Genomic DNA, 25,090 nt, shown 5'->3' with positions numbered 1-25,090 from the left:
GGGTTACAAACTTTATCGACCTCTCTATCTTAAGGCAGAGAGGAATTCTAGCTTCATACCCGCCTCCTGAAACCTCCCGGAATACATGACAGTCCTAGTGCTACTCTTGGTGTCTTCTACTCCCCTCGAGGCAACACACAAATGGGCGGCCTCAATGCAAACTGCCACGTCTTGCGTCTGCAAAGCCTCCCTCAAGCCCTCGCTAATCTCTCTGGTCAATCGCTCCTGCACCTGCGGCCGTCTGGAGTAATACTGCGTAAGCCGGTTGATTTTGGATAATCCAATCACTTTGGCAGCTGGGATATAAGCGACATGAACCTTCCCAATAATGGGGACAAAGTGGTGCTCACAATAAGAATACAGCGTAATGTCCTTCTCTACAAGCATTTCATTGTAGCCGTACGTATTCTCAAACAAACTAATAGATGGCTTGTTAATGGGGTTAAGCCCACTAAATACCTCCTTGACATACATTTTCGCTACCCGAACCGGAGTGGCTTTCAGGCTGTCATCGTTGACATCAAGTCCCAGTGTTTCCATTATTGATTTAAAGTGTCGGGCGATAATGACTACCTTTTCATCATCTCCCAGCCGCTTTTCATCGTTCAGACAAGGAGACAAATGCTTTATCTCCAGCAACTCAATTCTTTCCATCGCTCGTAGACTCCACCTAATTAGGCCTTCATGAATTCCCTTTGTTTGCAGAGAGAGGAAGATTGGAAAGCTGGGCAAAAGTGAAAGCCCCTACCGCCATGACCAAATCCCTAACAGCCACGTCGAGGTATGCCGCACTTGCCAGTAGGCTTATTGCAATTAACACGAGCCACGCACAAACGATATAGGCTCCTTTTTTGGGGCTAACAAAAACGAGAATTCCCGCTGCTATTTCAACTATCCCAACCAAAATCATAAAGGTGCTCTCACTAAATGGCAGCATCCCTGCCAATATCGGATTCAAATACTCGTTCCAGCTTGCTAAAAGATTAGTGAACTTGTCTGCACCGGCTACTATAGGTACTATACCATAAGTGAATTTCAAATAGGTTCGAATGTCTGACAGTTTCTTAATGATGATATCCATAACATTGTCTTTTTTGATGTTTGCCTGATTAGAGCATTTTAGGTGTGAAGGGTTACAACTATTTTTTCTAAAAAAAACTTTGTAACGTTTCCCGATCTTTATACTCTATACTGGTGTTTGATTATGTGAGGCAAAAACACCCGACATGTTTACTGATGAAGAAATTATCCATCGCATTCTCGATGGTGAAGACTACTTGTACGAAGCTTTAATCCGAAAATACAATCAACGACTGTATCGCATCAGTCGATCCATTGTGCACGATGAAGACGAAGTGGAGGATATTATGCAAACCGCCTACCTCAATGCATACCTTAATCTGGCGGGATTCAAAGGCAAATCCACTTTCGCCACATGGTTGACGAAAATTTTGATCAACGAAAGCCTGTTGCATAAAAAGCGGCAATCAAAACGTAGTCAGGTTTCACTGGAGAAGCTGGATAGTAACTACAATTACGAAACACCTTTAAGCAGTCTTATGAACAGTGAATTGAAAGCTGTACTGGAAGAATCGATTGCCAAACTCCCGGAAAAATATCGATTGGTTTTTGTGATGAGAGAACTAGAAGATATGAGCACCAACGAGACTATGGACGCCCTGGACTTGACAGAATCCAATGTGAAGGTCAGGCTCAACCGAGCCAAGGAAATGCTGAGGGATGTTTTAAGCGGTCACTACAAATCGTCAGACGTCTATGATTTTCATCTTAGCCGATGTGATAAAATAGTGAATCGTGTAATGGCGGAAATCTCGAGTGCCATTGATATTCGAGACCATAAACGAGACTAGCACAGAAAGGCAGTAGAACAAGCAGGGAGTACAAATTGGTTATTTAGGAGTTTAGAAGAAGACTTGTCGGGTGCACTTTGCGCACGACAGTTCAGAAAGAGCTCTCACCTGATCCCCACATACCCCTCCGCCGCCTGGAACAGCTTTTTGGAGTCATAGCCGATGCCATTTTTGAAAACAGTATTGAGCGATCTGATGGCAGAAATATCCTTGCTGATGTCGTTGTCCATAATCAACAGGTCGGCAATCTTTCCTGCTTCTAATGTACCAATAGAAGCTGCCTGCTCCAGGTAAGCGGCGCCATGAAGCGTACATATTTTAATGGCTTCTGGGATAGAAAAGCCCATTTCCACAAATAGCTCAAGTAGCCTCATGTTGGCGTAACCAGCCACAATTCTCCCGTCGTAAGTAGGGTCGGTGCCTGCTACTAATAAGCCACCTGCATCGTAAAAAGCCTTCTCCCACACCTTGGCCTTGTTGAACGCCAGGTAATCGAGCGAGTCCCTGCCCTGCTTGCTAGCCCAGCGTTTGTACACCTTTTCTTTAGCGTTAGGAAACAAAGCGTCGATGCCTCCTCCCGGCACTACTTCCCGGCCTGTGTAGGGCTCAAACACATTGATGGTCGAAGTCAAAGCTACTTTCTTGTTAACCAGGTGCGTTATCAGATCGGTCACTTCCTTTGAATCAGCCGGAATAGTCAATAAGGCCTTGCGCATTTCAAAAGGATCGCAAATATCAACTTGCTTGCCTTTCACAAAGTCGCTGCAGGAGAAAAATCCATGCTCAAGGTTATCGATCCCAATATCAGCGGCTTCCCTGTAGGTAATGGAACAGATATGACCAGTGACTTTCATATTTCTTGCATGAGCCGCTCTAACAATCGCTTTAAGGTCTTCCCGGGTTATGAAATTGTATACCTTAATGGAGGTGATCCCCATGTCGGCATAATAGTTAACCGCCCTGGCTGCACCTTCCGGAGACTCGATGGCACCGAGTTCAAATATCCCCACTCCTGCTCTGTCAATGTGTGGACTGGTCACATCCATTTTCGGGCCTGGTACTTCTCCACGCCCAATGGCCTTCTTGATATTGAGGTCGGCCTGCGGCATGATGCTTCCGGCCGTTCTCATGCTGGTAACACCACCGGCAAGGTAAAGCCTTGGGAAAGAGTAGCTCATTTGGTCCACCCCATAATTGGCATCTGGCGTTGTTTTCGGGTAAAACAGGTGCTCATGCAGCATGACCATTCCAGGCATGGCACTTTTGCCCTCCATATCGATGGCCGTCGCCCCTTTTGGCACGGGCAGGTCAACGCCTACTTTTTCAATTTTGTCGCCCACTATTAGGATATCCTGATTGGCCTTTGCGGCACTACCGGTGCCATCCACCAGGGTGAGGTTTTGCAGCATGTAGGTGCCTCTCTCGTGGGTTACAAAGGCTTTTGTTTGGTCTGTTAACCCTTCCTGCGCCAATGCACTGAAAAAGGCACAAATGGCAAGGATTGTAGGAAATAGTTTTCTCATGGTCGGAAATTAGCTTGGTAAGCCTGCCATACTCACCTGCGGGAAATAGGGCAAGTCCGAAACTACAAAAAAAGCGAGTAAGTCGTATTTCGATATTTCCTATCTTCGTCAATATGAGCCGACTTATCGCCTGCTTTCTTTTTGTTGCTTCCCTCCAATTGAAGGCCGATGGTCAGGGCTCCTACGCTGTCCCCGATTCTGTTCAACGCATTGTCTTTCTGGGCAACAGCATTACCTATACCGGGCAGTATGTGTCCTACATAGAAGCATGCCTCGCCATGACCTACCCCAACAAGAAGTTCGAAGTGATCAACGTGGGACTACCCAGCGAAACCGTGTCAGGCCTCTCTGAACCCAACCATGCAGACGGTAAATTTCCCCGACCAGACCTCCGGGAGAGGCTGGCTCGTGTTCTTGAGCAAACCCAACCCGATCTGGTATTTGCCTCCTACGGCATGAACGATGGCATCTACCTACCCTTCGATGACGCTCGCTTCCAGGCTTATAAAGAAGGAATCAACTGGCTGCATGAAGAAGTATCAAAATCTGGCGTTGCCATCGTTCACCTCACACCACCAGTGTTCGATGAGCGAAAGGGTGCTGCTTATGCCAATGTGCTCGATATTTATTCCGACTGGCTGATTAGTAATAGATACACAAAGGGTTGGAACGTGGCTGATGTGCATGGGCCTATGAAAAAGCATCTGGAGGACAGGCGCATGACAGATTCTGATTTCAAATACGCTACAGACGGTGTGCATCCTGACAAAGCTGGCCACTGGATCATGGCACGTGCGATCCTGGCTTACCTTGGGCTCAACGCCATGTCCAAAGCTGACAGCATCGGGGAAGCCGTTTCCACCACCAACAACGGTGAAAAAATCCTGCAACTAATTGAGAACCGTCAGTTAATAATGAAAGATGCCTGGCTAACGGCCACCGGGCACACCAGACCCGGAATGAGTAAAGGAAAGCCACTGACCGATGCGCAATTGGAATATGGCATCATAGCTACCGAGATCGACAAATTACTCCGCTGAAAACAGAGTACTGTATCTTTCACCAGCCATCCGTCACCACTTTGCCCACTGCATCAAATATCCTCTTTAGAGTGTCGAAAATCAAAGTGCCAGTGTGACTTAAATCACTGCGCCCCACTTGGTGAATCACTAGCTTCACCTATCAATAAAAACAACAATAGATATGGAAACTACAATGAATGAAGAAGTGGTGGCTATGCCACGCATTGGCGATAAAGCACCAGAGTTCAAAGCAAAAACTACCCAGGGTGATATCAACTTTCCCGTTGATTACCACGGCAAGTGGGTCATCCTTTTCAGCCATCCGGCCGACTTTACACCAGTATGTACATCAGAGTTCATGACCTTTGCAACGCTGGAAGAGAAGTTTGCTAAAGCAAATACACAGTTGGTTGGATTGTCGATTGATGGATTATACAGTCATATTGCCTGGCTGCGCACGATCAAAGACAAAATCGAATTCAAGGGAATGAAGAATGTGGATGTCAAATTCCCGCTCATTGAGGACATCACGATGAACGTAGCCAAGAAATACGGCATGATTATGCCCAATGAAAGCAGTACGCAGGCAGTTCGGGCGGTGTTCTTTATCGACCCCAAGGGCATGATTAGGGCTATCATCTACTATCCACTCAGCCTTGGCCGCAACTTCGACGAGCTTTACCGTGTGATCGTTGCACTGCAAACAGCCGATGAGTTTGCTGTGGCTACACCAGCCGACTGGAAGCCAGGCGACGATGTGATCATTTCGCCCGCAGGCTCCTGTGGCGTAGCTAAAGACAGAATGGATGGCAATATCGAGGGGCTTGATTGTAAAGACTGGTTCTTCTGTACCAAAAAACTCGATAAAGACATGGTGCTAGACAAAGTGCTGAAAAGAGAAAAGGAACCTGTATTAGCGTAAGTAGGGACAACAAGTTAGTACGGTGGCTGCATTTCCCGGACAAAGCGCCGGGCGGTGCAGCCTTTCTTTTTCGGCCAGCTCAACAACGCCACAGCCATACTCAAGATAGAGGCGGTAAATGAGGCATGGAAGAGGCCCAAATTCACTACCGATCACCAGCGCTTTCTAAAGCACTCCCTTCGTGCTAGGCAGCTGATTCAGTGCATTGGCGTCTCTGCCGATAGCCATCTTGATGGCCCTCGCTAGCGCCTTAAAGGTTGCCTCTATCTTGTGGTGCTCGTTACCGCCTTCCGCCTTGATGTTGATATTACTCAGCGAAGTATCAGAAAACGACTTAAAGAAGTGATAAAACATTTCCGTTGGCATGTCGCCCACCATTTCACGCTTGTATTCAGCCTCCCACACCAGCCAGGGCCTTCCACCAAAGTCGATAGCCGCCTGCGCCAGGCAGTCGTCCATAGGCAGCATAAAGCCATAGCGGCTAATGCCTTTTTTGTCGCCAATAGCCTTGCGGAAAGCTTCCCCTAAAGCCAGCGCTGTGTCTTCAATCGTGTGGTGCTCGTCGATATGTAGGTCGCCTTTCACAGTTACTTCCAAATCACAACCAGAGTGACGGCCCAGCTGATCGAGCATGTGATCATAGAACCCCAGGCCGGTATTCATCTTCGTTTGGCCCGTGCCATCGAGGTTGAGTTTTATCAATATATCGGTCTCTTTCGTGGTTCGTTTTACTTCCACTATCCTTGGCGGCAGCTTGAGGAAACGATAAATTTCATCCCAATCCGAAGTACTTAAAGCTGCATCTGGGTTTGACTCTCCTATAAAAATAGCTTTTGCACCGAGGTTCTTCGCTAGTTCCACGTCGGTTTTACGGTCTCCTATCACATAGGAATTGGGCAGGTCGTAATCTTCGGTCAGGTATTGTGTAAGAAGTCCTGTGCGGGGCTTTCTGGTTGGGGCATTGTCCTTTTCGAAGGTTTTATCGATGTGGATAGCAGCGAAATTGACCCCTTCGCCTTCCAGCGTTTCCAACATCTTGTTCTGTGCTGGCCAAAAAGTATCTTCAGGAAAGCTATCTGTGCCTAATCCATCTTGATTGGTCACCATCACAAGCTCGTAGTCGAGTTCTTCCGCTATCTTCCTAAGGTTGGAAATAGCACCCGGAATAAACTTCAACTTCTCCAGAGAGTCTACCTGAAAGTCTTCAGGTGGCTCCACGATAATCGTTCCGTCTCTGTCTATGAACAATACCTTCTTCATTTTTTCAAATTAATTGACAAATGAGTCCTCCTTTACCAAAGCCATGGCTTTTAGTAAAGCTTCGTTTTCTGTTCTCGTTCCTACCGTTATGCGCAGACAGCCGTGGCAGTGCATCACATTGCTTCGGTCTCTCACAATCACCTTTTGATCGATAAGAAACTGGTAGGTTTCCTTTGGTTTCGGCACCCTGACGAGCATAAAGTTAGCGTCGCTGGGGTAGATATGCTGCACAATTGGTAAGGCTGCGAGCTGATCTTCCAGCCAATTCTTTTGTTCCAGAATATCGGCTACCATTTTTTCCTTGGCCAGCACATTGCCCAAAGCCTTTCTTACGATACTTTGTGTTGGTGCAGCTATATTATAAGGTGGCTTGATCCTGTTCAGGATGGTGATAATTTCCGGACTGGCAAAAGCCATGCCCAGTCGCACACCCGCCAGCCCCCAGGCTTTGCTCAAGGTTTGCAGCACCACCAGGTTAGGAAAACGATGCAGGTGGGGCAAAAAACCGGCGTCAGGAGCGAAATCAATATATGCCTCGTCTATCACGACAAGGTTTGGAAATTCGTGAAGCAAAGTGAAAAGGTCTTCCTTTCGGATCAGATTGCCTGTAGGGTTGTTGGGGCTGCAGAGGAACAGGATTTTCGTGTCCGAACCAGTGGCGCTTATGACTCCTTTTACATCGAGCTGGAAATTCTCATTCAATGGCACTTTCACAATTGCCACGTCATTGATGCCGGCGCTCACCTCGTACATGCCATAAGTGGGGGGCACTGTGATCACCTTGTCCTTCCCCGGATCGCAAAACGCCCTTATAAGCAAGTCGATAGGCTCGTCGCTGCCGTTGCCAAGGAAAATAGACTCGGCACCAATATTCTTAATTTTGGCAACCGCTTGTTTCACCTCCTGTTGGTAGGGGTCAGGATAGCGGTTGTAAGCTTCCTTTACCCCAGCAGAACCGTAGGGATTTTCGTTGGCATCCAAAAAAACGCCCTCTTTACCAGTGTATTCATCCCTGGCGGAAGAATAGGACTTCAGGTTAACCAGGTGCTTACGAAGTAGCGAGTTCGGATCAAAGCTCATTGGTACCTTCTTTAATTTTCTGCAATCGAAGTGTTACCGCCATTTTGTGCGCATCGAGCTTTTCAGCTGAGGCCATCGCTTCAATGCTGGGGCCAAGCTGCTGCAATCCTTCTGGAGTAATTTTCTGGAATGTGACCTTTTTCACAAAGCTATCAACAGAAACACCCGCCATCGCCCTGGCCCAACCATTGGTGGGCAGCGTGTGATTTGTGCCCGACGCATAGTCTCCTGCCGACTCAGGTGTATAGTTGCCTATGAATACTGATCCGGCATTCTCAACCATTTCAGCATACTTGTCTGCATCTTTCAACGCAAGAATCAGGTGCTCAGGGCCATACATATTAATATAGTCCATGGCAGTAGCTTTGTCTTCAAAATAGATGGTTCTGCTATTCTCCAAAGCTTTTGCTGCCATTGCCTTCCGGGGCAAAGTAGCCAGCTGACGTTCCACCTCCTGTGCCACGCTGTCCACCATGCGCTTGCTGGATGTGACCAGTATCACCTGACTGTCGGCACCATGCTCAGCCTGCGACAGCAAATCGGCCGCCACAAACGACGGATCTGCATGCTTGTCGGCAAACACCAACACCTCCGAAGGGCCAGCTGGCATGTCGATTGCCACCGTGTCACGGCTCACCATTTGCTTAGCCGCCGTCACGTACTGGTTGCCGGGCCCAAATATTTTATCAACCTTCGGCACCGACTCCGTGCCGAACGCCATAGCGGCAATGGCCTGAGCTCCGCCAATCTTCAGTATCTTCTTTATACCTAGTAAGTGAGCCACGTACAACACTGTGGCATTCACCTGCCCCATGCTGTCAGTGGGCGAAGCAATAATGATCTCTTTACAGCCAGCAATTTTTGCCGGAATACCAAGCATCAGGGCAGTAGAAAAGAGGGGTGCTGTGCCTCCGGGCACATACAGTCCAACCCTGTTTACGGGTATGCTCTTGCGCCGACATACCACACCCGGCATAGTCTCCACTGTTATGGGAGATTCCTTTTGCGCCAGATGGAATTTCTCAATATTTTCCCTGGCAACATGAATGGCTGCCTTCAGTTCATCCCCTACCTGATCAGCCGAGGCCAATAGCTCCTCCTCTGTTACAAAGAGGTCGTCCAGTTCAACATGATCATACTCAAGTGCAAACTTTCTCAAGGCCATGTCGCCGTTGCGCTTCACCTTTTCCAATATGGGCTTCACCACCTTCTCCAGCCTTGCCGGATCCTGAGCTGGCCTGCTTGTCAGCTCAAGCCATTGCTTCCGGGGTGGTTCGTATATTAGTTGCATGGTCCTCGATTTGTCTACAATATCATTTTTTCTATCGGCACCACAAGAATGCCTTCAGCTCCTGCTTCTTTCAATTTCTCAATTATTTCCCAAAACCTGTCTTCATTGATCACAGAATGAATAGAACTCCACCCTTCCGTAGCCAGGGGCAGTACCGTTGGGCTCCTCATCCCAGGCAGAAGGTTTGCGATTTCCTCAATTTTATGATTGGGAGCATTGAGCAAAATGTACTTATTATTAGATCCATTCTGCACTGATCGAATCCTGAAAAGGAGCTGATCAAGGAGCTTTTTCTTTTCAGCACCGAGTCCTTTGTGGCCGACAAGCACTGCCTCGGATGTGAAGATGGTCTCTACTTCTTTCAGTCCGTTACTTAAGAGTGTGCTACCGGAGCTTACAATATCACACACAGCATCGGCCAGCCCAATGCTTGGCGCAATTTCCACCGAACCGCTAATTTCGTGAATGTCTGAACTGATACCGTTTTTCTTCAAATAGCTCCCCAAAATCTTTGGGTAGGAAGTGGCAATACTTTTGCCTTCCAGCATTTTTATGCCTCCATATTCCTCATTTCTGGGAATAGCCAAAGAAAGTCTGCACTTGGAAAAACCGAGCTTTACTACTATATCAAGGTCTTTTTCCTTTTCTTCTACCACATTCAGCCCAACAATACCGATGTCTGCTACGCCGTCGGCTACATAGCCTGGAATATCATCATCTCTGAGCAGCAGAAACTCCATCGGGAAATTATGGGAAGAGGCCTTAAGCTTACCTACACCATTATTAAAGTGTATTCCACACTCTTTGATCAAACGGAACGAATCTTCGCTTAAGCGACCTGATTTTTGAACTGCAATACGTAGCATGAAAAGCTTAATTAGAGAAATGAGTAAGTAAAATGAATACGGGCCAATGTTGAAGTAAAATGCTCTTCCTTAATGGGAATGACGAGACACATGATCGTGGTTCACGTGCAGATGATCGAATATATGGGAGTGTCTCAGGTACTTCATTTTACAAGGCCAAATTTAGGTTCCACTAACATCAATTAAAACCCAAAAAGACAAAATTGTTCAAGTTTTTTTCTCCTCTTCCTTTTACATCAAAGAATGGCTAAATATTGATACTATATAATAAGGTGTAGGCAACACCTGAAGAAGGCTTCATCCGGGCATTTCAGAAAAGGATTCGCCTCAAAACGAGGAAAAAATAATTTCAACCTTCTATCTTTAGCCCCTCACTTTACTCACAACCAAAATGGATTCACAACGTCGCTCATTTTTAAAAAAGGGAACAGGTCTGCTTGGCCTGCTCGGCTTAGGTACATATTCATTTGCAAAAACAAAAACTATGAAAGATTCATCTGTTAACTTCTATCACGTTGTTTATTTCTGGCTCAAGGATCCCAGCGAAGCCAATAAGAAAACTTTTCTTTCCCACGTGAAGGAATACACAGGCAGCATTGATGTGATTAAGGAAAGGTTTATCGGAACGCCTGCCGACACCAACAGACCCGTCATCGACAATACCTATACCTTCTCTATCGTTTTAGCTTTCGATAGCAAGAAAGATCAGGATGCCTACCAGGAGCACCCTGTCCATCTGGCCTTCGTTGAAAAAGCGCAACATATGTGGAGCAAGGTGCAGGTCTATGATTCAGTGAAAGTTTAAACTACTGTCCAAAAAATAGCAACCGGCCAGAGAGACATTGTCTATCCGGCTGGTTGTTCCTCGGATTTAAACGTCTTCGTATTTGTTGAATTTGCCATCAATTCCTTCTTTTTGCTGGAAAAAATGCAATAAGATTCTCTCAAGTTTCAAATTCCTACATAGTTTTTCTACTACCTACGCCCTCATTCCTGCGACTTTTCTAGTCACTATATCATTAAATATCAACTAGTTAAGCACATACCTAAAGAAACAGGCCGTCTTTGTTTTGTTCGTTAACGGCTGAAGAGTTCTCTTAATCTTACATCCGCTAGTAATCCCCGGCACTTACCTCATTTGATCCTCGAAGATGCCGTTACTTTGTAATGTGCTAAGAGTACATTGCTCGAGAGTACTAAATTTTAACTACTTCTTAATATCACCTTTATGGAAAGAATACACATACAAGCAACAGAATTTACACCCCACATTACTTTTGACCCCAGCAATGGCCTCATTGAATTGAAGGGGAATTCTACACCTCACAACTCGTTGAAGTTCTACCACAAAATGATTGTTAACCTCGAAGAATATGCAATAAGAGGAACCAAAGATCTCACTGCCAATGTCGCCTTTCGGTATTTCAACACCAGCTCTTCCAAATGTCTATACGACATGTTCAAACAACTTGACAAAATAAAGAAAAAAGGTCGTCAGGTAACTATCAACTGGTACTATAGCCCAAGCGATGAAGACATGTATGAAGTAGGCAAGGACTTCTCGGAATTAATGAACCTAAATTTCAACTTTATAGAACTGGCTGCTTAACGGTAACTCAATAATATTTCAACCTAACAGACTCTCACCCCCAATGACTGAAGCATTAAGTCTTTTTCACACCGAAGAAAAATCTCTCAACGAATTCAAAGAGATGGTGAAAAGCGATGCTATCTCTAAAAGGAGTCTGGTAAGGTTCATCGATAACTATGACGATTTAATCACACAAAGCAAAGTAATCACAAGGGTTAGCGACAGGCTTCAGTCGAAGCTTAACAAGGCAAACGAGCAAATCGCTGCACAAAACGCAACCATCAGTGACAATAATAAGTTGCTCCATAATACTATAGAGCAACTGGTGAAAGCCAAAGTCAGTAAAAAAGCCTCTACCATCATACTTACAGCCGCCGTTGTGCTTTTCGTGGCTGAAGAAGTGCTTCTCGAAGAGGCAATCAATAGCTACGTTGATATTCCATACATCGGCTTGATTGTAAAACTTTGCATTGCACTTACCCTAAAGGCCTTCGAATCAACTATCGAGAAATTTTTTATGCGGAGAGAGCATTCAAAAATTGTTGAAGAAGGTTTGTGGGAAGAGTTGGAGGTTAGCAGCCCACACTCTCCCGGGCTCATCACATCAGAAGCCGTTCCCCGATAGTTTTCTAAAATCACCCGGGCCGTTTCTTGGCCAGAATTAAACCTTGTACAATAACATCGAAAAAAAACAAGGCAGAAACGTGGGTGTAATCGACATAAATCATTGATTATAAGTACATTAATAAAAAAAAGGTTAATGAAATCACTCGCAAAAGATTATCCACCTCTCCATTTCATTCACTAACATGGAAATTTTATCAAAAAAATAACATTCACTCTGCTCACCCCTATAACCGTATGTTTTTTCAACTATCTGATGTTTATATCAACCTTAAGCCAATAAATATTACATCAGTTTCCAGCATCTTCGAAAAAAACTCTCTTAAGTGAAATAAATATATTACACTGATTAACAGTCATTTAAGTTACTTTTATTAATTAAACACTTCCATTTAAACAGGATTTTACTTCTCATACAATAGATATCTTACATAAGAAAGTATTGGCCAGAAATCGAAGGCAATCAAGCTTCTAAAAGAAATAACTTAATTAAAGATTATTAGGAGTAAGGGATGAGATGTAGAACCACCCTTCTTTTTATATACTTTAGTTGAGATTATAACAGTAACAAACCTGAGAGATTATGGAAAAAGTTTACATTCAAGCTACGGACTATACGCCGTTCGTCTATTTCGACCCTTCGACGGGGCTGATAGAATTAAAGGGGAATTCAAATCCCGCCAACTCAAATAGTTTCTATCAAAAATTTATTGTTGAGCTGGACGAGTACGTTACCCACGAAAGCGGGGGACTCACCGCAAATCTGTCTTTTCATTACTTTAACACGAGTTCTTCCAAGTGCATTTTTAATATGCTAAAAAAGCTCCACAAAATGCAGGAAGCAGGGCGATGTGTTACCATCAACTGGTACTATCTGGAAGAGGATGAAGAAATGAGAGAAGTAGGTGAGGACTTTTCAGACATACTTCACATGAATTTCAACTTTATTACTATCGCAGCCTAACGGTTTAGTTGCTGTGGTTTTCCTGACCACACAAATCACTAACCGTTATATATAACAAAGGCAGCTAGTTGTTATTCGAAACTTTCAAAGACAGGTTACATACTTTGTTGACTACACTGTATACCTAATACCCATCTCCTAACTAATTTTAAAAGGTATGAATGACTTGTGGGGACTATACGACGAAGAAGACAAAGCGCTTCATGCGTTTAAGACCAAAGCGCAGCAGAACAATATTTCAAGAAAGGATCTTGCCCAATTTATAGATAGCTATCAGGATCTACTTATTCAGAGCAAGGTTATTACAAAGGTTAGTGACAAGCTTCAGTCTAAGCTGAACAAAGCTAACGAGCGAATCATAGAACAGAATGAGGAAATAGTTGAGAAAAACTCGCTTCTTGAAAGCACTATTGGTCAGCTAGTGAAGGCTCAGGTTGGAAAAAAAGCTTCCACTATCATATTTACTGCGGCCGTGATAATGTTCCTTTCTGAAGAGGTGTTCCTGGGTGAAGCAATCGCCGTGATCGTGCATATCCAGTACTTAGACCTTGTAGTTAAGGGCTGTATCGCTTTTGGTCTTAAGTTTTTAGAGGGTGGCCTGGAAACATTCTTCCTGAAGAAAGAGCAAATAAAGATCGTGAAGGGAAACAATGGGAATGTTCCGGAACTTGAAAACAAATTCAAGCTACCCACTATTAAACTATCACCATCTATTGGAAAGCTTTTGTTTTCGAAATAGAGGCCGTTTGATGATATGGAAGAAGGTTAATAGATAATGTTTTCATAAACTCCTTCGACGCAGGTTTTGCAGGCCATAGACTCCAGCAAAACAGTGGGCTTGAGCATGGACTTGCCCAGAAGCATTCTGGCGCATTCTTGTATCCCTTCGATAATAGATGGGTGTGGGTGGATAAGTTCTGCGAGCTCCTCCACTCCTTTGTCCATAGAAATGAGGAGAGCCACAGCCTGAATGGCACTTGAGGCATGCTCTCCTACCACACGCATGCCCAGGATTTTCATTTTATCGTCGTTTGTTACCATCAGTTTGATGAAACCCTGGGTGTTACGCATAGCCGTCGCTCGTGAAATATTGCTATAACGTAAGCTGGTGACTTTGTAGTTGATTCCCTTTTGTTTGGCCTGAATCTCGTTGAATCCAACTCCAGCAACTTCGGGTGCCAAAAACATAATTGTCGAGATGTTTTCGTAGATGAGTTTATGCAAAGGCTTCCCGTAGATTCTCTCGATGGCATACCTGCCCTCCAATTCCCCAACATTAACCAGGGCAATATCCGCTGTTATGTCCCCCACTGCATAGATATTATCAACGCTAGTCTGGGTAAGGTTGTCAATTATACCCCTGCCATCAATTTCAACCCCGATTTCTTGCAGCCCAAGGCTTTCATAGTTTGGCACTCTACCTACGGACACCAGGGCCTTTTCCACCTGATACTTCTTTTTTTCGCCATCATCGTACTCTAGCTCATACTCGACCTCCCCGTTTACGATTTTCATATCAATGAGTTTGGAATTGCGATGCACCAACACGTGTTTTTCCTCAAGGTTGTTTTCAATCACATCGACCACGTCGCCGTCCTCAAACGGCAATATTCTTTCTCCCTTGTCAATTAAGTTAACCTGCGTTTTTCCAAAATTGGAAAAGATGGTTGCAAACTCGCAACCAATAACACCCGCACCTACTATCACCATACTTTTTGGCCACTCTGTCCAGTTATGAATGCCGTCACTGGTGACAACAATTTTTTCGTCTATCGGCAGGTTGGGGAGTTTTCTTGGCCGACTTCCCGTAGCCAAAATGATATTGTCAGCTTCTACAACATCTACGCCGTTCTCACCTGAAATCTGCACTTTGTGTTTACTCAGCAGCTTCGCCTCACCTCTTCTGAATGTCAGTAAATCCTGCCCATTACTATTCATCGAAGCCATGTGAAACTCCAGAAGATCTTTTCTTTCACTGGTGGCCTTCAGTACTTCTGTTTTAACTTTCTGAAATGCAAGATCAGGCACCTTAAAATTAAAGGCCTTGCCATGTTTTCGCAGCGTATAATAGTCTCTGGATATCTCCCACCAGGTTTTACTGGAGAGAGCGCCATCGTGCACTCCTGCACCACCTACCTGATTTCTTTCAATGAGAATTACCTTCTTTTTAAAATCCAGGGCACGCATGGCAGCGGCATAACCAGAAGGCCCCGCTCCAATAACGCAAACATCAAACTTGTTCATTACCAGGTCATTAAGGTTGAAAAAATGTTGTCTACACAGCTGGCAAATGTATTCCTGCCATCATACATCGGGCACTTCCCCCTCCGTATTTTTCGATGGTTGGAATGTCTATGGCAATTAAGTTAGCATAATTTTCCAGAATAATCTTTTGCGATTGTGTGAGAGCGGCAAATGCGGTGATGGACATGACAAGCGCAGGCTTACTTCTCCCGGTAGTTACTTCCAGCATATTGCCAGCAAAATGCTCCATTTGATCAAAAGAAACGTCAACAATCTCGTGGTTCGTTGCAGACAGACTTGCAAGAAATGCTTTCTTTTCCTCACCCTCAGGAATGCTCTCAAGACAAGCCACGCAATAGGATGTGCCGAGACACATCATCACATTGGTGTGATAGATAGGCATACCGCTTCTGTCGACGGCATCGAAAACCACAGCGCTGAAACCAAGCCTGACGGCATGGGCTCTCACCAGGGCTTCGTCAGTTCTAATGGATCTGGAGGCGTACATAATCCGATGAGGGTAGTCGATGATCAAACTCCCGGTACCCTCCAGGTATAGCTCTCTTTCTTCAGTTCCTGAGAGGTCAGTGATTTTGTGGATGGCAAACATGGATTTCACAGTTTCAATCACTTCGGGTCTTCTCTCGGTTCTCCTGGCTTTGGACTGCATGGGATAAAGAAACACGTCGCCTGACTCATGAAAAGACACCCAGTTGTTGGGGAAAACCGCATCACGTCGCTCTTCCAAAAATTCATCCTGAGCCACAATTACTTCGACGCCAGCGTTTCTGAGAGTATCCACGGCAACGTCAAACTCTGCAATGGCCTGGGAGCGAATCCTGTCCAATTCTCCTATTTGAGCTCCGCTTTGGAAGGAATTACTTCCGGCTGTTTCGGGATTGGGACCGAAGTTGGCCGGTCTCACCATGAGGACTGCTGGTGCAGCGTTGCTTTGCAATTTCATTTCTTTGGGCATTTGCCCAATTTCGCACTTACAAAGCTAATTTTCCAGCAGGAGGGCCTATTTGTTATGCCTTTGTTTCAGAATGTCAACCACGTCATCCAGCCTGTTTCCCTTGGCTTCGAGCAGGATCATCAGGTGAAAAAGTAAGTCTGCCGATTCATTAAGAAAAAGCTCCTCGTTGTCATCCTTGGCCTCAATCACTACTTCAACAGCCTCCTCACCCACCTTTTGAGCTACTTTATTAATTCCTTTCTCAAAAAGAGACGAAGTATATGACTTATCAGAGGGGTTATTGTGCCTGTCTTGAATGATGGATGTGAGGCTATTAAGAAAAGCTATACCGTCTGCATTCACCTCATTGAAGCAGGTATCGGCACCAGTATGGCAGGCGGGGCCAACAGGGTTCACCTTGACGAGCAGGGTATCTTTGTCACAATCGGCAATAATGTCTTTTACAAAAAAGAAGTTGCCCGACGTTTCCCCCTTGGTCCACAGTCTGTTCTTTGTCCTGCTAAAAAATGTGACTTTTCCTTCCGACTTGGTCTTGGAGAGCGCCTCCTCATTCATAAAGCCCAGCATCAGTACTTTGCTTGTTGCTTCATCTTGTATAATTGCCGGAATCAATCCGTCACCCTTACTAAAATCCAATCCTTCCATTATCCTCTCACTTTATAATCGCATGGGTATATTCTGGTCACGAAGGTACTCCTTTAATTCCTTAATAGGCACCTCCTGAAAGTGGAAAATGCTGGCCGCCAATGCAGCATCGGCTTTTCCTTTGGTAAATACGTCCAGGAAATGCTCCTGTGTCCCCCCACCGCCAGACGCAATGACAGGCACACCCACTGTTTCCGAAACCTTTGCTGTAAGCTCATCGGCAAAGCCAGCTTTAGTACCATCATGATCCATAGAAGTAAGCAAAATTTCGCCGGCGCCTCTATTCTCGGCTTCTTTTGCCCAGCTAATTGTTTCCAAAGCCGTAGGAGTGCGGCCGCCATGTGTGTGTACCACATGCACACCGTCGACAAACCGGGAATCTATCGCCACCACGATGCATTGATTGCCAAATTCCCGACTCAACTCGTCAATCAGCCCGGGCCGCTTCACAGCCGAGGAATTGATCGACACCTTGTCTGCTCCGGCGTTCAGCAGTGCAGAAACGTCAGCGATAGAGCTGATGCCACCGCCCACGGTAAATGGAATATTGATCTCCCTGGCCACATGCCGAACCAGTTCCACCAGGGTTTTACGCCTTTCTACTGTGGCCGTAATATCAAGAAATACCAGCTCATCGGCCATTTCGGCTGCATAGCGGGCACCCAGCTCTACCGGGTCACCGGCATCTCGCAGGTCTACAAAATTGACGCCTTTAACGGTGCGACCGTCTTTGATATCGAGGCAAGGGATGATACGTTTTGTTAACACAGAGATTGCTGATTTGAGATTGCTAATTTGAGATTACCGGCGGTCTTTGAACTTCTGGCCTTCGATCTCGGAACGGTTTAAATAACTAATAAAGCCAGCGATGCTGGCACTAAGCTTTTCATACTCTTCTATTTTCGCCTGATAAGTAGCTTCGTTTATATATGTCTGATCGAACGCCCGATGCAACTGTGACCGTACTTCTCCGGCAGAGCCCTTAGCAAAATCCAGAAAGTTCACAACCTCTAACCGGCCCGACCGTTCGAAACCTTCTGCAATATTATCCATCACAGAGCCCGCCGCAGCCCTAATTTGATCACGAAACCTGAAGTCAGTAGCGAATGGTGGCTCACAGGTTAGCTTGTAGACTTCAAAAGAAAACCGTCTGGCTTCTTTCCAAATTTCCAAATCCTCAAACCTTTTGATCGTCGCCATAATTTCAATTTTTAAATAATCTTTGCGGCCTTTCCGCCAAGCAAATCAAAATCTCAAATCAAAAACCTTAAATCAGCAATATTGACCCTTCCTTCATAAATCGCCTTCCCTACAATCGCTCCTTTGCAGCCAATTTCTTTGAGCTTTTCAAGATCTTCCATAGAGCTTACGCCACCACTGGCCACAAAATAAATGTCAGGAAACTGTTCCACCAGGGTTTTGTACAGGTCAACCGACGGCCCTTCCAATAGACCATCCTTGCTCACATCGGTGCAGAATATATTGGTAACGCCCTTTTGAACATACTTCTCCATGAAATCATACACCCAGATGTCTGTCGTTTCTAACCAGCCCCCTATGGCAATCTTTTCGTCTTTCACATCGGCCCCAAGAAAGAATCGGTCAGCTCCGTACTGCTCCAGCCAGTCGGAGAATATCTCCTCGTTCTTCACCGCCATACTGCCAACGGTAGCCAGCTTTGCGCCGCATTCAAAAACAATATCAACGTCCTCAGCACTTTTAATCCCACCGCCAAAGTCGATCACCATGGAGGTCTTGCTGGCCAACGCCTCCAGTACTTTCCAGTTTTTTACCGACCCTGCTTTAGCTCCGTCGAGATCCACCAAATGAAGCCGGGTCAGGCCCGCATCTTCGAACTGCATAGCCACTTCCAGCGGGCGTTCATTGTATATTTTCTTTTGGTCATAGTCGCCCTGGGTCAGGCGCACACACTTTCCATCAATGATGTCGATTGCTGGTATAATATCCATTCCTACAGTTCAATAAAGTTCTTTAGTATTCTTGCCCCATCCACACCACTCTTTTCTGGGTGAGCTTGCACGGCGTAAAAATTCCCCTTTTGCAGTGCTGCACTAAAAGGTACCATATAGTCCGACCGGGCAATGGTGCTGCTTCCCATTTCAGCATAGTAGCTATGCACAAAGTACAGATACGCATCATTGGTGAGCCCGTTCATTAGCGGGCCTTTGAGCGAGTGAATCTTATTCCACCCCATATGAGGCACCTTTTCATTGGGTGGAAACTTCTTTACCTCCAGGTCAAACACACCCAGGCAAGCCGTGTTATTCTCTTCGGAATGCCTGCACATCAGCTGAAGTCCCAGACAGATACCCAAAAAAGGCTGCTTGAGCCCGGGGATGATTTTATCCAACCCGTTTTCTTTCACCGAAGCCATGGCTGTACTGGCCTCTCCCACACCGGGGAAGATGACCTTGTCAGCACTTTTGAGCACTTCAGGGTCATTGCTCAGCACTGGTTCAATGCCCAACCTATTGAGCGCAAAAGTCACCGACTGCACGTTTCCTGCGTTGTATTTTATAATCGCTACTTTCATTCTCTCCAATCGATAATGCTATTCTCGTTTCTGCCGCTTTTTGGACAGGCAATAGAAAACCCCGGCAAATTTATGTGAATTACCTAAAGTTCCGGGGTTAAAGTGAAATCAATGGACGTGCTGCGCCTTATCAACCTCCTCAGCAATCACCTGTTTGATCTCAGGAATCGCTTTGTAGAGCTGCTCATAGGAGTTGATAATGAAGTACTTGTCTTGAAATTTATCCTTCCAGTAAGGCGTTGCCATAATTTGCCTGACATTGAATTCATAGTGAGCAGGTTTATCGCTTAGCGAAAATTTGGTTTCTCCAGCTGAGCTTAAAATACCTGCACCATAAATCCTCAATTCGCCATTCTCTCTGATCAGTCCAAATTCAACCGTAAACCAGTAGATCCGGGAAAGCAATTCTATGGCGTAGTCGTTGCCGCAGTATTTCAGCCCAATTTTGCTCAACTCTTCCAGAAAGTTGACAAAGTTCTGGTTGGTGAGCATGGGTACGTGGGCAAATACGTCGTGAAACATGTCGGGTTCCTCCAGATAGTCGAGTTCTTTCATTTTCCGCAGCCAGGTAGTAGCTGGAAAATACTTGTTCGACATCAGCTCAAAAAAGGTATAGTCTGGCACAAGCCCCGGCACCACCGCCAGCTTCCAGCCAGTAATCCTGTGCAGGATCTCATTAGTGTCTTCAAAATGTGGAATGTTGCTGGCTACAAAATTTGTTTGCTCAAGTCCTTTCAGGTGTGCCTTCGACGCTGCATTAGGAAGATTAACGATCTGACGGTCGTACAACAATTGCCAGACCTTGAAGTCCTCATCGTCGTAATTCTCATAAATCTGTCTCATAAACGTATAATTTTCACTTGTTGGGTTAATGCAATTACTCTAATAACGAAAAAAGACCTGAATCATGCGATTGAGGCCTTTTTTCTAATAGCTATATAAATATCGTCTATTACTGCCTAAATCGCTCAGGAGCCACATGATAGTAATAGATATGATAAGTATTTCCGTTCATTTTCTGCTATAAAGTTACAAAAATCAACAGTTAGTAAATAGTGTTTCGTTTGAATTCTCAATGAATATTCAAATGCTTCTTTATTGTTTCAATATCCGACGAATGCTTTTCAATCTCCTCCCTCAGCACCTGACATCAGTAATCTTGCTATCAATAGCATCAAGCTTGTCAATCACCTTTCCTGCAAAAACATTAAAACTCTTCTTCACATCAGAAACGTCATTTTTCATGCCAGAAAGGTCATTTTTCATGTAGTCTAAAGTAACATGAATATCTCCAAGCGCATTAACAATAGCGTTTTCAGTGTTCTTGTCCATTCGTTATTGGTTTCAATTCGTAACAGTATTACCAATATAATGATTCATAGCGAATACACCGTAGTTACTCTTAATAACATATAGCGCCAGCCCCTAGTTCAGCTTCACCCACTTAGCGCCAGCGTCGCCTGATTCAATCACGGCATCGATAAACTTCATGCCACGAACACCATCTTCAACGGTCGGGAAATCAAGATTTATAGGATCTGGCTTTTTGCCATCGATTCTTGCCTGCACAGTTTTGGCAAAGTTCTTATAGATATTACCAAACGCTTCCAGGTACCCTTCGGGGTGGCCTGCCGGTGTACGTGTGTTCGCCTGGGCAACAGCGCCCATATATGCACGGTCACCACCTACCCGGTACACTTGAGTGGGTTTGTCGAGCCATTTTACCAGCATGGTGTTAGGCTCCATCTGGTGCCACTCCAAGCCCCCTTTTTCACCATACACACGAATATTGAGAGCATTTTCTTCTCCAGCAGCAATTTGGCTACAGTGAAGAACACCTTTGGCCCCATTGTCGAAACGCAGCAATACATTGGCGTCGTCGTCTAGCAAACGACCCGACACCATGCGGCTTACATCGGCGCAAAGCTCTGTGATTTTAAGTCCGGTGATGGTTTCTGCGAGGTTCTCAGCATGGGTACCTATGTCGCCCACAGCCCCAGCCTTACCCGAGCGCTTAGGGTCTGTTCTCCAGCTGGCTTGCTGGTTACCTGACTGCTCCAGCGGAGTTGACAGCCAGCCCTGTGGGTATTCTACCACTACTTTCCTGATCTTTCCGAAAACACCCTCCTTAATCATCTCACGGGCTTGCTTCACCATCGGATAGCCCGTGTAGGTATGTGTAACGGCAAATGTGAGACCGGTCTTTTTCACCAAAGCCTCTAATTGCAGTGCTTCGTCCAGGCTGAACGACAGCGGCTTCTCACAAACTACATGGTAACCGTTTTCAAGTGCCAGCTTGGCAGGCTCAAAGTGAACAAAGTTGGGCGTAACGATTGTAACAAAATCCATGCGCTTGTCAGCCGGAAGTTTAGCTTCCTTCTCGAACATCTCATGGTAAGTTCTGTAGCAACGGTCTTCAGGCAGGTAAAAGTCTTTACCTGAAGCGACAGATATTTCAGGATCAATATGGAAAGCTCCGCATACTAATTCAACCTGTCCATCGAGGCCAGCTGCGTGACGGTGAATAGCGCCAATAAACGCACCACGACCACCACCTACCATGCCCATTCTTATTTTTCTGCTCATTATCTATGATAGTTTTAGGGTGAAACAATCGAATGGCCACCACCAGTGTCCGGCTTCTCCCGGTAGGTGGCCCGCCAATTTCACCTCAATAAATTCATTTTTCGGCTAAAAATGAAGTTTTATTCAACTCCCTGAACGAATTTAATTTGAATGGCCCTGAGAGCGAAAAGCGTCAACAGGTCTTCAAGCTGTCTTAAGCGCTATCTGTTTTGCAATTATTACCCTTATAAATTATCAACTTTCTAAAAATTAAGGAATACTTCATAAGAGGCGATAATATTTTTGACTATTACCTGCGCTTTTGTTTATCTTTCCTATGCTTATCTGAGCATCTACATTATTCGACACCCCTTTTATTTTGAGTTCCCATCAGAGGAACATTTCAGGATTACCAGAGGCATGCTCAGGCTTCTTTTGATAATTAAACCAATATTCAAACCTGTAATAATAAGAGGATGGAAAAGACAACCAATCTTAATCGTAGATCGTGGCTGAAGTATAGCGCTTTGGCTGCCGGTGGCGTGGTAACCAGCGCTGCATTTCCCGCATTTGCCAACAGCAACCCAGCGCTTGGCATGAAACCTTATCAAGGCAAGTACAGCCTCATGGAAAATTACCATGTGATGATGGCTGACAGAGCTGATATGAAAGCCAGGCTGCTTGCTAATGAGAACCCATGGGGGCCTTCAAAGAAAGCTGTTGCCGCTATTGCAGCAAGTGCTTCAATGGGCAACCGCTATGTTTACAACAGTTCAGCCAAGATGGTCGACTTCCTTGCTGAGAAGGAAGGGGTATCTAAAGAGTCCATCCTTTTGTCGCCTGGCTCTACCGATATCCTCGAGAAAGTAGCTTTTTCATTGTTCCTGGACGGGGGCAACATTGTTTCTGCCGACCCCAGTTACATGTCAATGATCAGAACCACTCAATCGATTGGTGGTACGTGGAAGAACATTCCATTAAAGGCAGACTATTCGCACGACCTGGACGCCATGGCAGCTGCGATTGACGATGAAACAAAGCTTGTATACATCTGCAATCCGAACAACCCAACCGGCACCATGACGCCGGTAAGCGAGATCAAGGCGTTCTGTAAAAAGGTCTCTTCAAAGGTGCCTGTGTTTATCGATGAGGCTTATATGGAGCTACTTGATAACCCTGAGGCCAACACCGCAGTGAGTCTTGTTCAGGAAGGCTACGACGTGATCATTTGCCGTACGTTCTCCAAAATACATGGCATGGCCGGCCTGAGACTTGGCTATATGGCCGCCAATGAAGCGAGGGTGAAAGCCATCAAGAGCATGGTTCGCACCGAAATGGGCATCAGCGTGACCTCACTTGAAGGTGGCATGGCGAGCCTGAAGGACGTTGAGTTCCAGGAATTCACCAGAAAGCACAATAAGGAGAACAGGGAATATGTATTCGCTGAGCTAAAAAAGGCCGGTATGAATCCAATTCCCTCGTTCACTAGCTTTATCCTATTCCCTATTCAGGTACCTACCAAGGAGTTCCTCACCCAGTTTATGGACAGAGGCGTGGGCATCAGAGGGTTTGAGATCGACGGGAAGCCTTATGCCAGGGTAAGCATGGGCACCATGGACGAAGTGAAACTGTTCACTAAAAGTCTTTACGAGATTGTCAGTTAACTGACTATGTGTTAGCTGCCCGGGCTGAGTTTCCCGCATTCAACCAGGTACCCACAGCGATGGCCCGGGGCAGCGCCCACACATCGACAATACCCCCTTTTCAATCGACCACCGTTCGTTTTTTATAAGCACAAAGTATTTCTGTTTTAGTTCATGAATTCAGCCATTACTAAAACCATTTCATTCCTTCTCCTTATTGCCATCGGGTATTTTCTTCAGAAAAAAATCCAGGGCAGGGAGCGGAAGGATGGCATCAAGACGCTCATACTCAGCCTGGCGCTACCTGCCACCATTTTCATTGCTTTACTGAAAATTGAGTTTTCGTGGGGAATGATCATTGTTCCTGTGCTGGCACTTGGCTTCAACCTGCTCATGTATTTGTTGGTAAGCAAGCTCCCCCTGCCGTCGCTGTTTAACTTAAAAGAAGAGCAGTATCGCACACTCATCATGCTACTTCCCTCACTGGCACCGGGCCTTTCACTATTTCCATTCATTATGGAGTACCACGGCGAGGAGCCACTGGCACTGGCTGCGCTGGCCGACGTGGGCAATAAAGTGTTTGTGCTGATAATTTTATACAGCATTGCCATGAAATGGTATTTCGACCGCAATGAGATTGGCAACCGAAACACTTCTGAAAAACTCAAAAGTCTTTTCAAATCGATGTTGGAAGAGCCTGTAAATATGGTGATGCTGGCTGCAATTGTGATGCTGGCTTTTGGGCTACATTTCGACTCCCTGCCTGGCTTTCTGAGAGACTCAGTTGACAAAATGAGCTTGATGATGACACCTCTTATACTTCTTTTCATCGGCATCTCTATCAAGTTTACCTGGCAACAAGTAAAAGCTATTTTCTCATTTTTATTCTTCCGGTCTGCCATCGCTTTTGTCATCAGCGGCTTGCTGCTGGTGTTACTGCCGGTAACCGACGTGCCTACCATGATTCTGATCGTGGTGTTTCCTCAGAGTGCCTGCAGCTTCTGGCCATTTGCCCACATGTCGGCAGTTAATACATTGGAAAGTGCACAGGAAAACCCGATTCGCCCCCGCACATTTGACCTCGACTTTGGCATGAACGCCTTGGCCTGTTCTTTGCCCTTTTCCGTGGCGCTCATTCTTGGCGTCTATGTGTTTGAAGACTTCTTTGTGCAACCAGCCAATGTCTTTCTTTCATCCGGTATTTTTATTGCCTTAGCCGCTTTGCCGCTTTTGTTTTCCGCTCGCTGGTTCAAAACCTATGCAAGCCGACTGGCAGAAGAACGAAGCTAGCATTTCATTTGGTCACTGAATAAAAAGGTGTTAGAGGCCTAGGGCCTTTGCCTGCTACCCGGCGGCTCGTCGTCAAGTACACTTACTGCCAACAATTTGTAACTTTGGCTATGGACGGGACTACTTCTAAAGTAACTCCATCCCGAAAGAGAACACCTC

The 25,090-nt window shown here is 45.6% G+C and carries 27 protein-coding genes; 10 read left to right on the top strand and 17 right to left on the bottom strand.

Annotated elements, in window-relative coordinates:
- Window positions 1-24 precede the first annotated feature (24 nt).
- The gene (folE, locus tag GC130_RS13805; RefSeq protein ID WP_151998915.1) at window positions 25-654 is read right to left on the bottom strand and encodes a GTP cyclohydrolase I FolE; all 630 of its coding nucleotides are present in this window, start codon (window positions 652-654) and stop codon (window positions 25-27) included.
- Window positions 655-682: 28 nt separating this feature from the next.
- Window positions 683-1,081, bottom strand: coding sequence for a hypothetical protein (locus GC130_RS13800; RefSeq protein ID WP_151998914.1), 399 nt, complete (start codon window positions 1,079-1,081; stop codon window positions 683-685).
- Window positions 1,082-1,226: 145 nt separating this feature from the next.
- Between GC130_RS13800 and GC130_RS13795 the strand changes: the two genes are divergently transcribed.
- Entirely contained in the window at window positions 1,227-1,871 is a 645-nt protein-coding gene (locus GC130_RS13795; RefSeq protein ID WP_151998913.1) for an RNA polymerase sigma factor, read from the top strand.
- 104 nt (window positions 1,872-1,975) lie between these two features.
- Here GC130_RS13795 and GC130_RS13790 read toward each other — a convergent pair whose 3' ends face one another.
- Entirely contained in the window at window positions 1,976-3,394 is a 1,419-nt protein-coding gene (locus GC130_RS13790) for an amidohydrolase family protein (protein WP_151998912.1), read from the bottom strand.
- A gap of 113 nt (window positions 3,395-3,507) precedes the next feature.
- Here GC130_RS13790 and GC130_RS13785 point away from each other — a divergent pair, with 113 nt between their 5' ends.
- Window positions 3,508-4,434 carry an SGNH/GDSL hydrolase family protein gene (locus GC130_RS13785; protein ID WP_151998911.1) on the top strand — a complete coding sequence of 309 codons (927 nt, stop codon included), beginning with the start codon at window positions 3,508-3,510 and terminating at the stop codon, window positions 4,432-4,434.
- Window positions 4,435-4,597: 163 nt separating this feature from the next.
- Window positions 4,598-5,338: a peroxiredoxin gene (locus GC130_RS13780; RefSeq protein ID WP_151998910.1), complete on the top strand. Its 741-nt coding sequence runs from the start codon at window positions 4,598-4,600 to the stop codon at window positions 5,336-5,338.
- A 165-nt stretch (window positions 5,339-5,503) separates the two neighbouring features.
- On the opposite strand, the gene hisB is transcribed toward GC130_RS13780, so the two are convergent.
- From hisB to hisG, 4 genes are read right to left on the bottom strand one after another with little or no spacing between them, the layout of a single operon-like run.
- Window positions 5,504-6,598, bottom strand: coding sequence for a bifunctional histidinol-phosphatase/imidazoleglycerol-phosphate dehydratase HisB (hisB, locus tag GC130_RS13775; RefSeq protein WP_151998909.1), 1,095 nt, complete (start codon window positions 6,596-6,598; stop codon window positions 5,504-5,506).
- A 9-nt stretch (window positions 6,599-6,607) separates the two neighbouring features.
- Window positions 6,608-7,678, bottom strand: coding sequence for a histidinol-phosphate transaminase (gene hisC / locus GC130_RS13770; RefSeq protein ID WP_151998908.1), 1,071 nt, complete (start codon window positions 7,676-7,678; stop codon window positions 6,608-6,610).
- Window positions 7,668-8,969, bottom strand: coding sequence for a histidinol dehydrogenase (gene hisD / locus GC130_RS13765; protein ID WP_151998907.1), 1,302 nt, complete (start codon window positions 8,967-8,969; stop codon window positions 7,668-7,670). The genes hisC and hisD overlap by 11 nt, the downstream gene beginning before the upstream one ends.
- A gap of 14 nt (window positions 8,970-8,983) precedes the next feature.
- On the bottom strand, window positions 8,984-9,835 hold the full coding sequence (gene hisG, locus GC130_RS13760; RefSeq protein ID WP_151998906.1) for an ATP phosphoribosyltransferase: 852 nt from the start codon (window positions 9,833-9,835) through the stop codon (window positions 8,984-8,986).
- 484 nt (window positions 9,836-10,319) lie between these two features.
- On the opposite strand from hisG, the gene GC130_RS13755 reads away from it, so the two are divergent.
- From GC130_RS13755 to GC130_RS13735, 5 genes are all read left to right on the top strand, one after another.
- Window positions 10,320-10,640 carry a Dabb family protein gene (locus GC130_RS13755; protein WP_193217858.1) on the top strand — a complete coding sequence of 107 codons (321 nt, stop codon included), beginning with the start codon at window positions 10,320-10,322 and terminating at the stop codon, window positions 10,638-10,640.
- A 423-nt stretch (window positions 10,641-11,063) separates the two neighbouring features.
- The gene (locus GC130_RS13750) at window positions 11,064-11,444 is read left to right on the top strand and encodes a DUF1987 domain-containing protein (protein ID WP_151998904.1); all 381 of its coding nucleotides are present in this window, start codon (window positions 11,064-11,066) and stop codon (window positions 11,442-11,444) included.
- 43 nt (window positions 11,445-11,487) lie between these two features.
- Window positions 11,488-12,051 carry a hypothetical protein gene (locus tag GC130_RS13745; protein WP_151998903.1) on the top strand — a complete coding sequence of 188 codons (564 nt, stop codon included), beginning with the start codon at window positions 11,488-11,490 and terminating at the stop codon, window positions 12,049-12,051.
- A gap of 582 nt (window positions 12,052-12,633) precedes the next feature.
- Window positions 12,634-13,014, top strand: coding sequence for a DUF1987 domain-containing protein (locus GC130_RS13740; protein WP_151998902.1), 381 nt, complete (start codon window positions 12,634-12,636; stop codon window positions 13,012-13,014).
- Window positions 13,015-13,171: 157 nt separating this feature from the next.
- Window positions 13,172-13,753 (top strand): hypothetical protein, encoded by a 582-nt coding sequence (locus GC130_RS13735; RefSeq protein WP_151998901.1) that lies wholly within the window; start codon window positions 13,172-13,174, stop codon window positions 13,751-13,753.
- A gap of 26 nt (window positions 13,754-13,779) precedes the next feature.
- On the opposite strand, the gene GC130_RS13730 is transcribed toward GC130_RS13735, so the two are convergent.
- The 10 genes from GC130_RS13730 to GC130_RS13685 all read right to left on the bottom strand — a co-directional run bounded on the left by GC130_RS13730 (window position 13,780) and on the right by GC130_RS13685 (window position 22,019).
- Window positions 13,780-15,258, bottom strand: coding sequence for an NAD(P)/FAD-dependent oxidoreductase (locus GC130_RS13730; protein WP_151998900.1), 1,479 nt, complete (start codon window positions 15,256-15,258; stop codon window positions 13,780-13,782).
- 31 nt (window positions 15,259-15,289) lie between these two features.
- The gene (gene ctlX / locus GC130_RS13725; RefSeq protein ID WP_193217857.1) at window positions 15,290-16,222 is read right to left on the bottom strand and encodes a citrulline utilization hydrolase CtlX; all 933 of its coding nucleotides are present in this window, start codon (window positions 16,220-16,222) and stop codon (window positions 15,290-15,292) included.
- A gap of 57 nt (window positions 16,223-16,279) precedes the next feature.
- Window positions 16,280-16,879, bottom strand: coding sequence for a bifunctional phosphoribosyl-AMP cyclohydrolase/phosphoribosyl-ATP diphosphatase HisIE (gene hisIE / locus GC130_RS13720; protein WP_151998898.1), 600 nt, complete (start codon window positions 16,877-16,879; stop codon window positions 16,280-16,282).
- Between the two features lie 12 nt (window positions 16,880-16,891).
- Window positions 16,892-17,647 (bottom strand): imidazole glycerol phosphate synthase subunit HisF, encoded by a 756-nt coding sequence (hisF, locus tag GC130_RS13715; protein ID WP_151998897.1) that lies wholly within the window; start codon window positions 17,645-17,647, stop codon window positions 16,892-16,894.
- A gap of 33 nt (window positions 17,648-17,680) precedes the next feature.
- Window positions 17,681-18,079 carry a four helix bundle protein gene (locus GC130_RS13710; RefSeq protein ID WP_151998896.1) on the bottom strand — a complete coding sequence of 133 codons (399 nt, stop codon included), beginning with the start codon at window positions 18,077-18,079 and terminating at the stop codon, window positions 17,681-17,683.
- Between the two features lie 53 nt (window positions 18,080-18,132).
- Complete coding sequence (gene hisA, locus GC130_RS13705) at window positions 18,133-18,849, bottom strand: 1-(5-phosphoribosyl)-5-[(5-phosphoribosylamino)methylideneamino]imidazole-4-carboxamide isomerase (RefSeq protein WP_151998895.1); 717 nt, start codon at window positions 18,847-18,849, stop codon at window positions 18,133-18,135.
- 2 nt (window positions 18,850-18,851) lie between these two features.
- The gene (gene hisH / locus GC130_RS13700; protein WP_151998894.1) at window positions 18,852-19,433 is read right to left on the bottom strand and encodes an imidazole glycerol phosphate synthase subunit HisH; all 582 of its coding nucleotides are present in this window, start codon (window positions 19,431-19,433) and stop codon (window positions 18,852-18,854) included.
- A 108-nt stretch (window positions 19,434-19,541) separates the two neighbouring features.
- Window positions 19,542-20,276: a phenylalanine 4-monooxygenase gene (gene phhA / locus GC130_RS13695; RefSeq protein WP_151998893.1), complete on the bottom strand. Its 735-nt coding sequence runs from the start codon at window positions 20,274-20,276 to the stop codon at window positions 19,542-19,544.
- A gap of 294 nt (window positions 20,277-20,570) precedes the next feature.
- Window positions 20,571-20,765 (bottom strand): hypothetical protein, encoded by a 195-nt coding sequence (locus GC130_RS13690; protein WP_151998892.1) that lies wholly within the window; start codon window positions 20,763-20,765, stop codon window positions 20,571-20,573.
- Window positions 20,766-20,858: 93 nt separating this feature from the next.
- Window positions 20,859-22,019: a Gfo/Idh/MocA family protein gene (locus GC130_RS13685; protein WP_151998891.1), complete on the bottom strand. Its 1,161-nt coding sequence runs from the start codon at window positions 22,017-22,019 to the stop codon at window positions 20,859-20,861.
- 455 nt (window positions 22,020-22,474) lie between these two features.
- Here GC130_RS13685 and GC130_RS13680 point away from each other — a divergent pair, with 455 nt between their 5' ends.
- Window positions 22,475-23,662, top strand: coding sequence for a histidinol-phosphate transaminase (locus tag GC130_RS13680; RefSeq protein WP_151998890.1), 1,188 nt, complete (start codon window positions 22,475-22,477; stop codon window positions 23,660-23,662).
- A 153-nt stretch (window positions 23,663-23,815) separates the two neighbouring features.
- A complete protein-coding gene (locus tag GC130_RS13675; RefSeq protein WP_151998889.1) occupies window positions 23,816-24,931 on the top strand; it encodes an AEC family transporter in 1,116 nt (371 codons plus the stop codon).
- Window positions 24,932-25,090: the final 159 nt, after the last annotated feature.

Origin of the sequence: Imperialibacter sp. EC-SDR9, from assembly GCF_902498805.1 — a bacterium.
Lineage (GTDB): Bacteria > Bacteroidota > Bacteroidia > Cytophagales > Cyclobacteriaceae > Imperialibacter.
This window is presented reverse-complemented; position numbering and strand designations above follow the sequence as displayed.

What these genes read in the sequence shown, in the direction of transcription:
- folE (WP_151998915.1), bottom strand. Translation starts at nt 654, where the DNA reads ATGGAAAGAATTGAGTTGCTGGAGATAAAGCATTTGTCTCCTTGTCTG.
- GC130_RS13800 (WP_151998914.1), bottom strand. Translation starts at nt 1,081, where the DNA reads ATGGATATCATCATTAAGAAACTGTCAGACATTCGAACCTATTTGAAA.
- GC130_RS13795 (WP_151998913.1), top strand. Translation starts at nt 1,227, where the DNA reads ATGTTTACTGATGAAGAAATTATCCATCGCATTCTCGATGGTGAAGAC.
- GC130_RS13790 (WP_151998912.1), bottom strand. Translation starts at nt 3,394, where the DNA reads ATGAGAAAACTATTTCCTACAATCCTTGCCATTTGTGCCTTTTTCAGT.
- GC130_RS13785 (WP_151998911.1), top strand. Translation starts at nt 3,508, where the DNA reads ATGAGCCGACTTATCGCCTGCTTTCTTTTTGTTGCTTCCCTCCAATTG.
- GC130_RS13780 (WP_151998910.1), top strand. Translation starts at nt 4,598, where the DNA reads ATGGAAACTACAATGAATGAAGAAGTGGTGGCTATGCCACGCATTGGC.
- hisB (WP_151998909.1), bottom strand. Translation starts at nt 6,598, where the DNA reads ATGAAGAAGGTATTGTTCATAGACAGAGACGGAACGATTATCGTGGAG.
- hisC (WP_151998908.1), bottom strand. Translation starts at nt 7,678, where the DNA reads ATGAGCTTTGATCCGAACTCGCTACTTCGTAAGCACCTGGTTAACCTG.
- hisD (WP_151998907.1), bottom strand. Translation starts at nt 8,969, where the DNA reads ATGCAACTAATATACGAACCACCCCGGAAGCAATGGCTTGAGCTGACA.
- hisG (WP_151998906.1), bottom strand. Translation starts at nt 9,835, where the DNA reads ATGCTACGTATTGCAGTTCAAAAATCAGGTCGCTTAAGCGAAGATTCG.
- GC130_RS13755 (WP_193217858.1), top strand. Translation starts at nt 10,320, where the DNA reads ATGAAAGATTCATCTGTTAACTTCTATCACGTTGTTTATTTCTGGCTC.
- GC130_RS13750 (WP_151998904.1), top strand. Translation starts at nt 11,064, where the DNA reads ATGGAAAGAATACACATACAAGCAACAGAATTTACACCCCACATTACT.
- GC130_RS13745 (WP_151998903.1), top strand. Translation starts at nt 11,488, where the DNA reads ATGACTGAAGCATTAAGTCTTTTTCACACCGAAGAAAAATCTCTCAAC.
- GC130_RS13740 (WP_151998902.1), top strand. Translation starts at nt 12,634, where the DNA reads ATGGAAAAAGTTTACATTCAAGCTACGGACTATACGCCGTTCGTCTAT.
- GC130_RS13735 (WP_151998901.1), top strand. Translation starts at nt 13,172, where the DNA reads ATGAATGACTTGTGGGGACTATACGACGAAGAAGACAAAGCGCTTCAT.
- GC130_RS13730 (WP_151998900.1), bottom strand. Translation starts at nt 15,258, where the DNA reads ATGAACAAGTTTGATGTTTGCGTTATTGGAGCGGGGCCTTCTGGTTAT.
- ctlX (WP_193217857.1), bottom strand. Translation starts at nt 16,222, where the DNA reads ATGAAATTGCAAAGCAACGCTGCACCAGCAGTCCTCATGGTGAGACCG.
- hisIE (WP_151998898.1), bottom strand. Translation starts at nt 16,879, where the DNA reads ATGGAAGGATTGGATTTTAGTAAGGGTGACGGATTGATTCCGGCAATT.
- GC130_RS13710 (WP_151998896.1), bottom strand. Translation starts at nt 18,079, where the DNA reads ATGGCGACGATCAAAAGGTTTGAGGATTTGGAAATTTGGAAAGAAGCC.
- hisA (WP_151998895.1), bottom strand. Translation starts at nt 18,849, where the DNA reads ATGGATATTATACCAGCAATCGACATCATTGATGGAAAGTGTGTGCGC.
- hisH (WP_151998894.1), bottom strand. Translation starts at nt 19,433, where the DNA reads ATGAAAGTAGCGATTATAAAATACAACGCAGGAAACGTGCAGTCGGTG.
- phhA (WP_151998893.1), bottom strand. Translation starts at nt 20,276, where the DNA reads ATGAGACAGATTTATGAGAATTACGACGATGAGGACTTCAAGGTCTGG.
- GC130_RS13690 (WP_151998892.1), bottom strand. Translation starts at nt 20,765, where the DNA reads ATGGACAAGAACACTGAAAACGCTATTGTTAATGCGCTTGGAGATATT.
- GC130_RS13685 (WP_151998891.1), bottom strand. Translation starts at nt 22,019, where the DNA reads ATGAGCAGAAAAATAAGAATGGGCATGGTAGGTGGTGGTCGTGGTGCG.
- GC130_RS13680 (WP_151998890.1), top strand. Translation starts at nt 22,475, where the DNA reads ATGGAAAAGACAACCAATCTTAATCGTAGATCGTGGCTGAAGTATAGC.
- GC130_RS13675 (WP_151998889.1), top strand. Translation starts at nt 23,816, where the DNA reads ATGAATTCAGCCATTACTAAAACCATTTCATTCCTTCTCCTTATTGCC.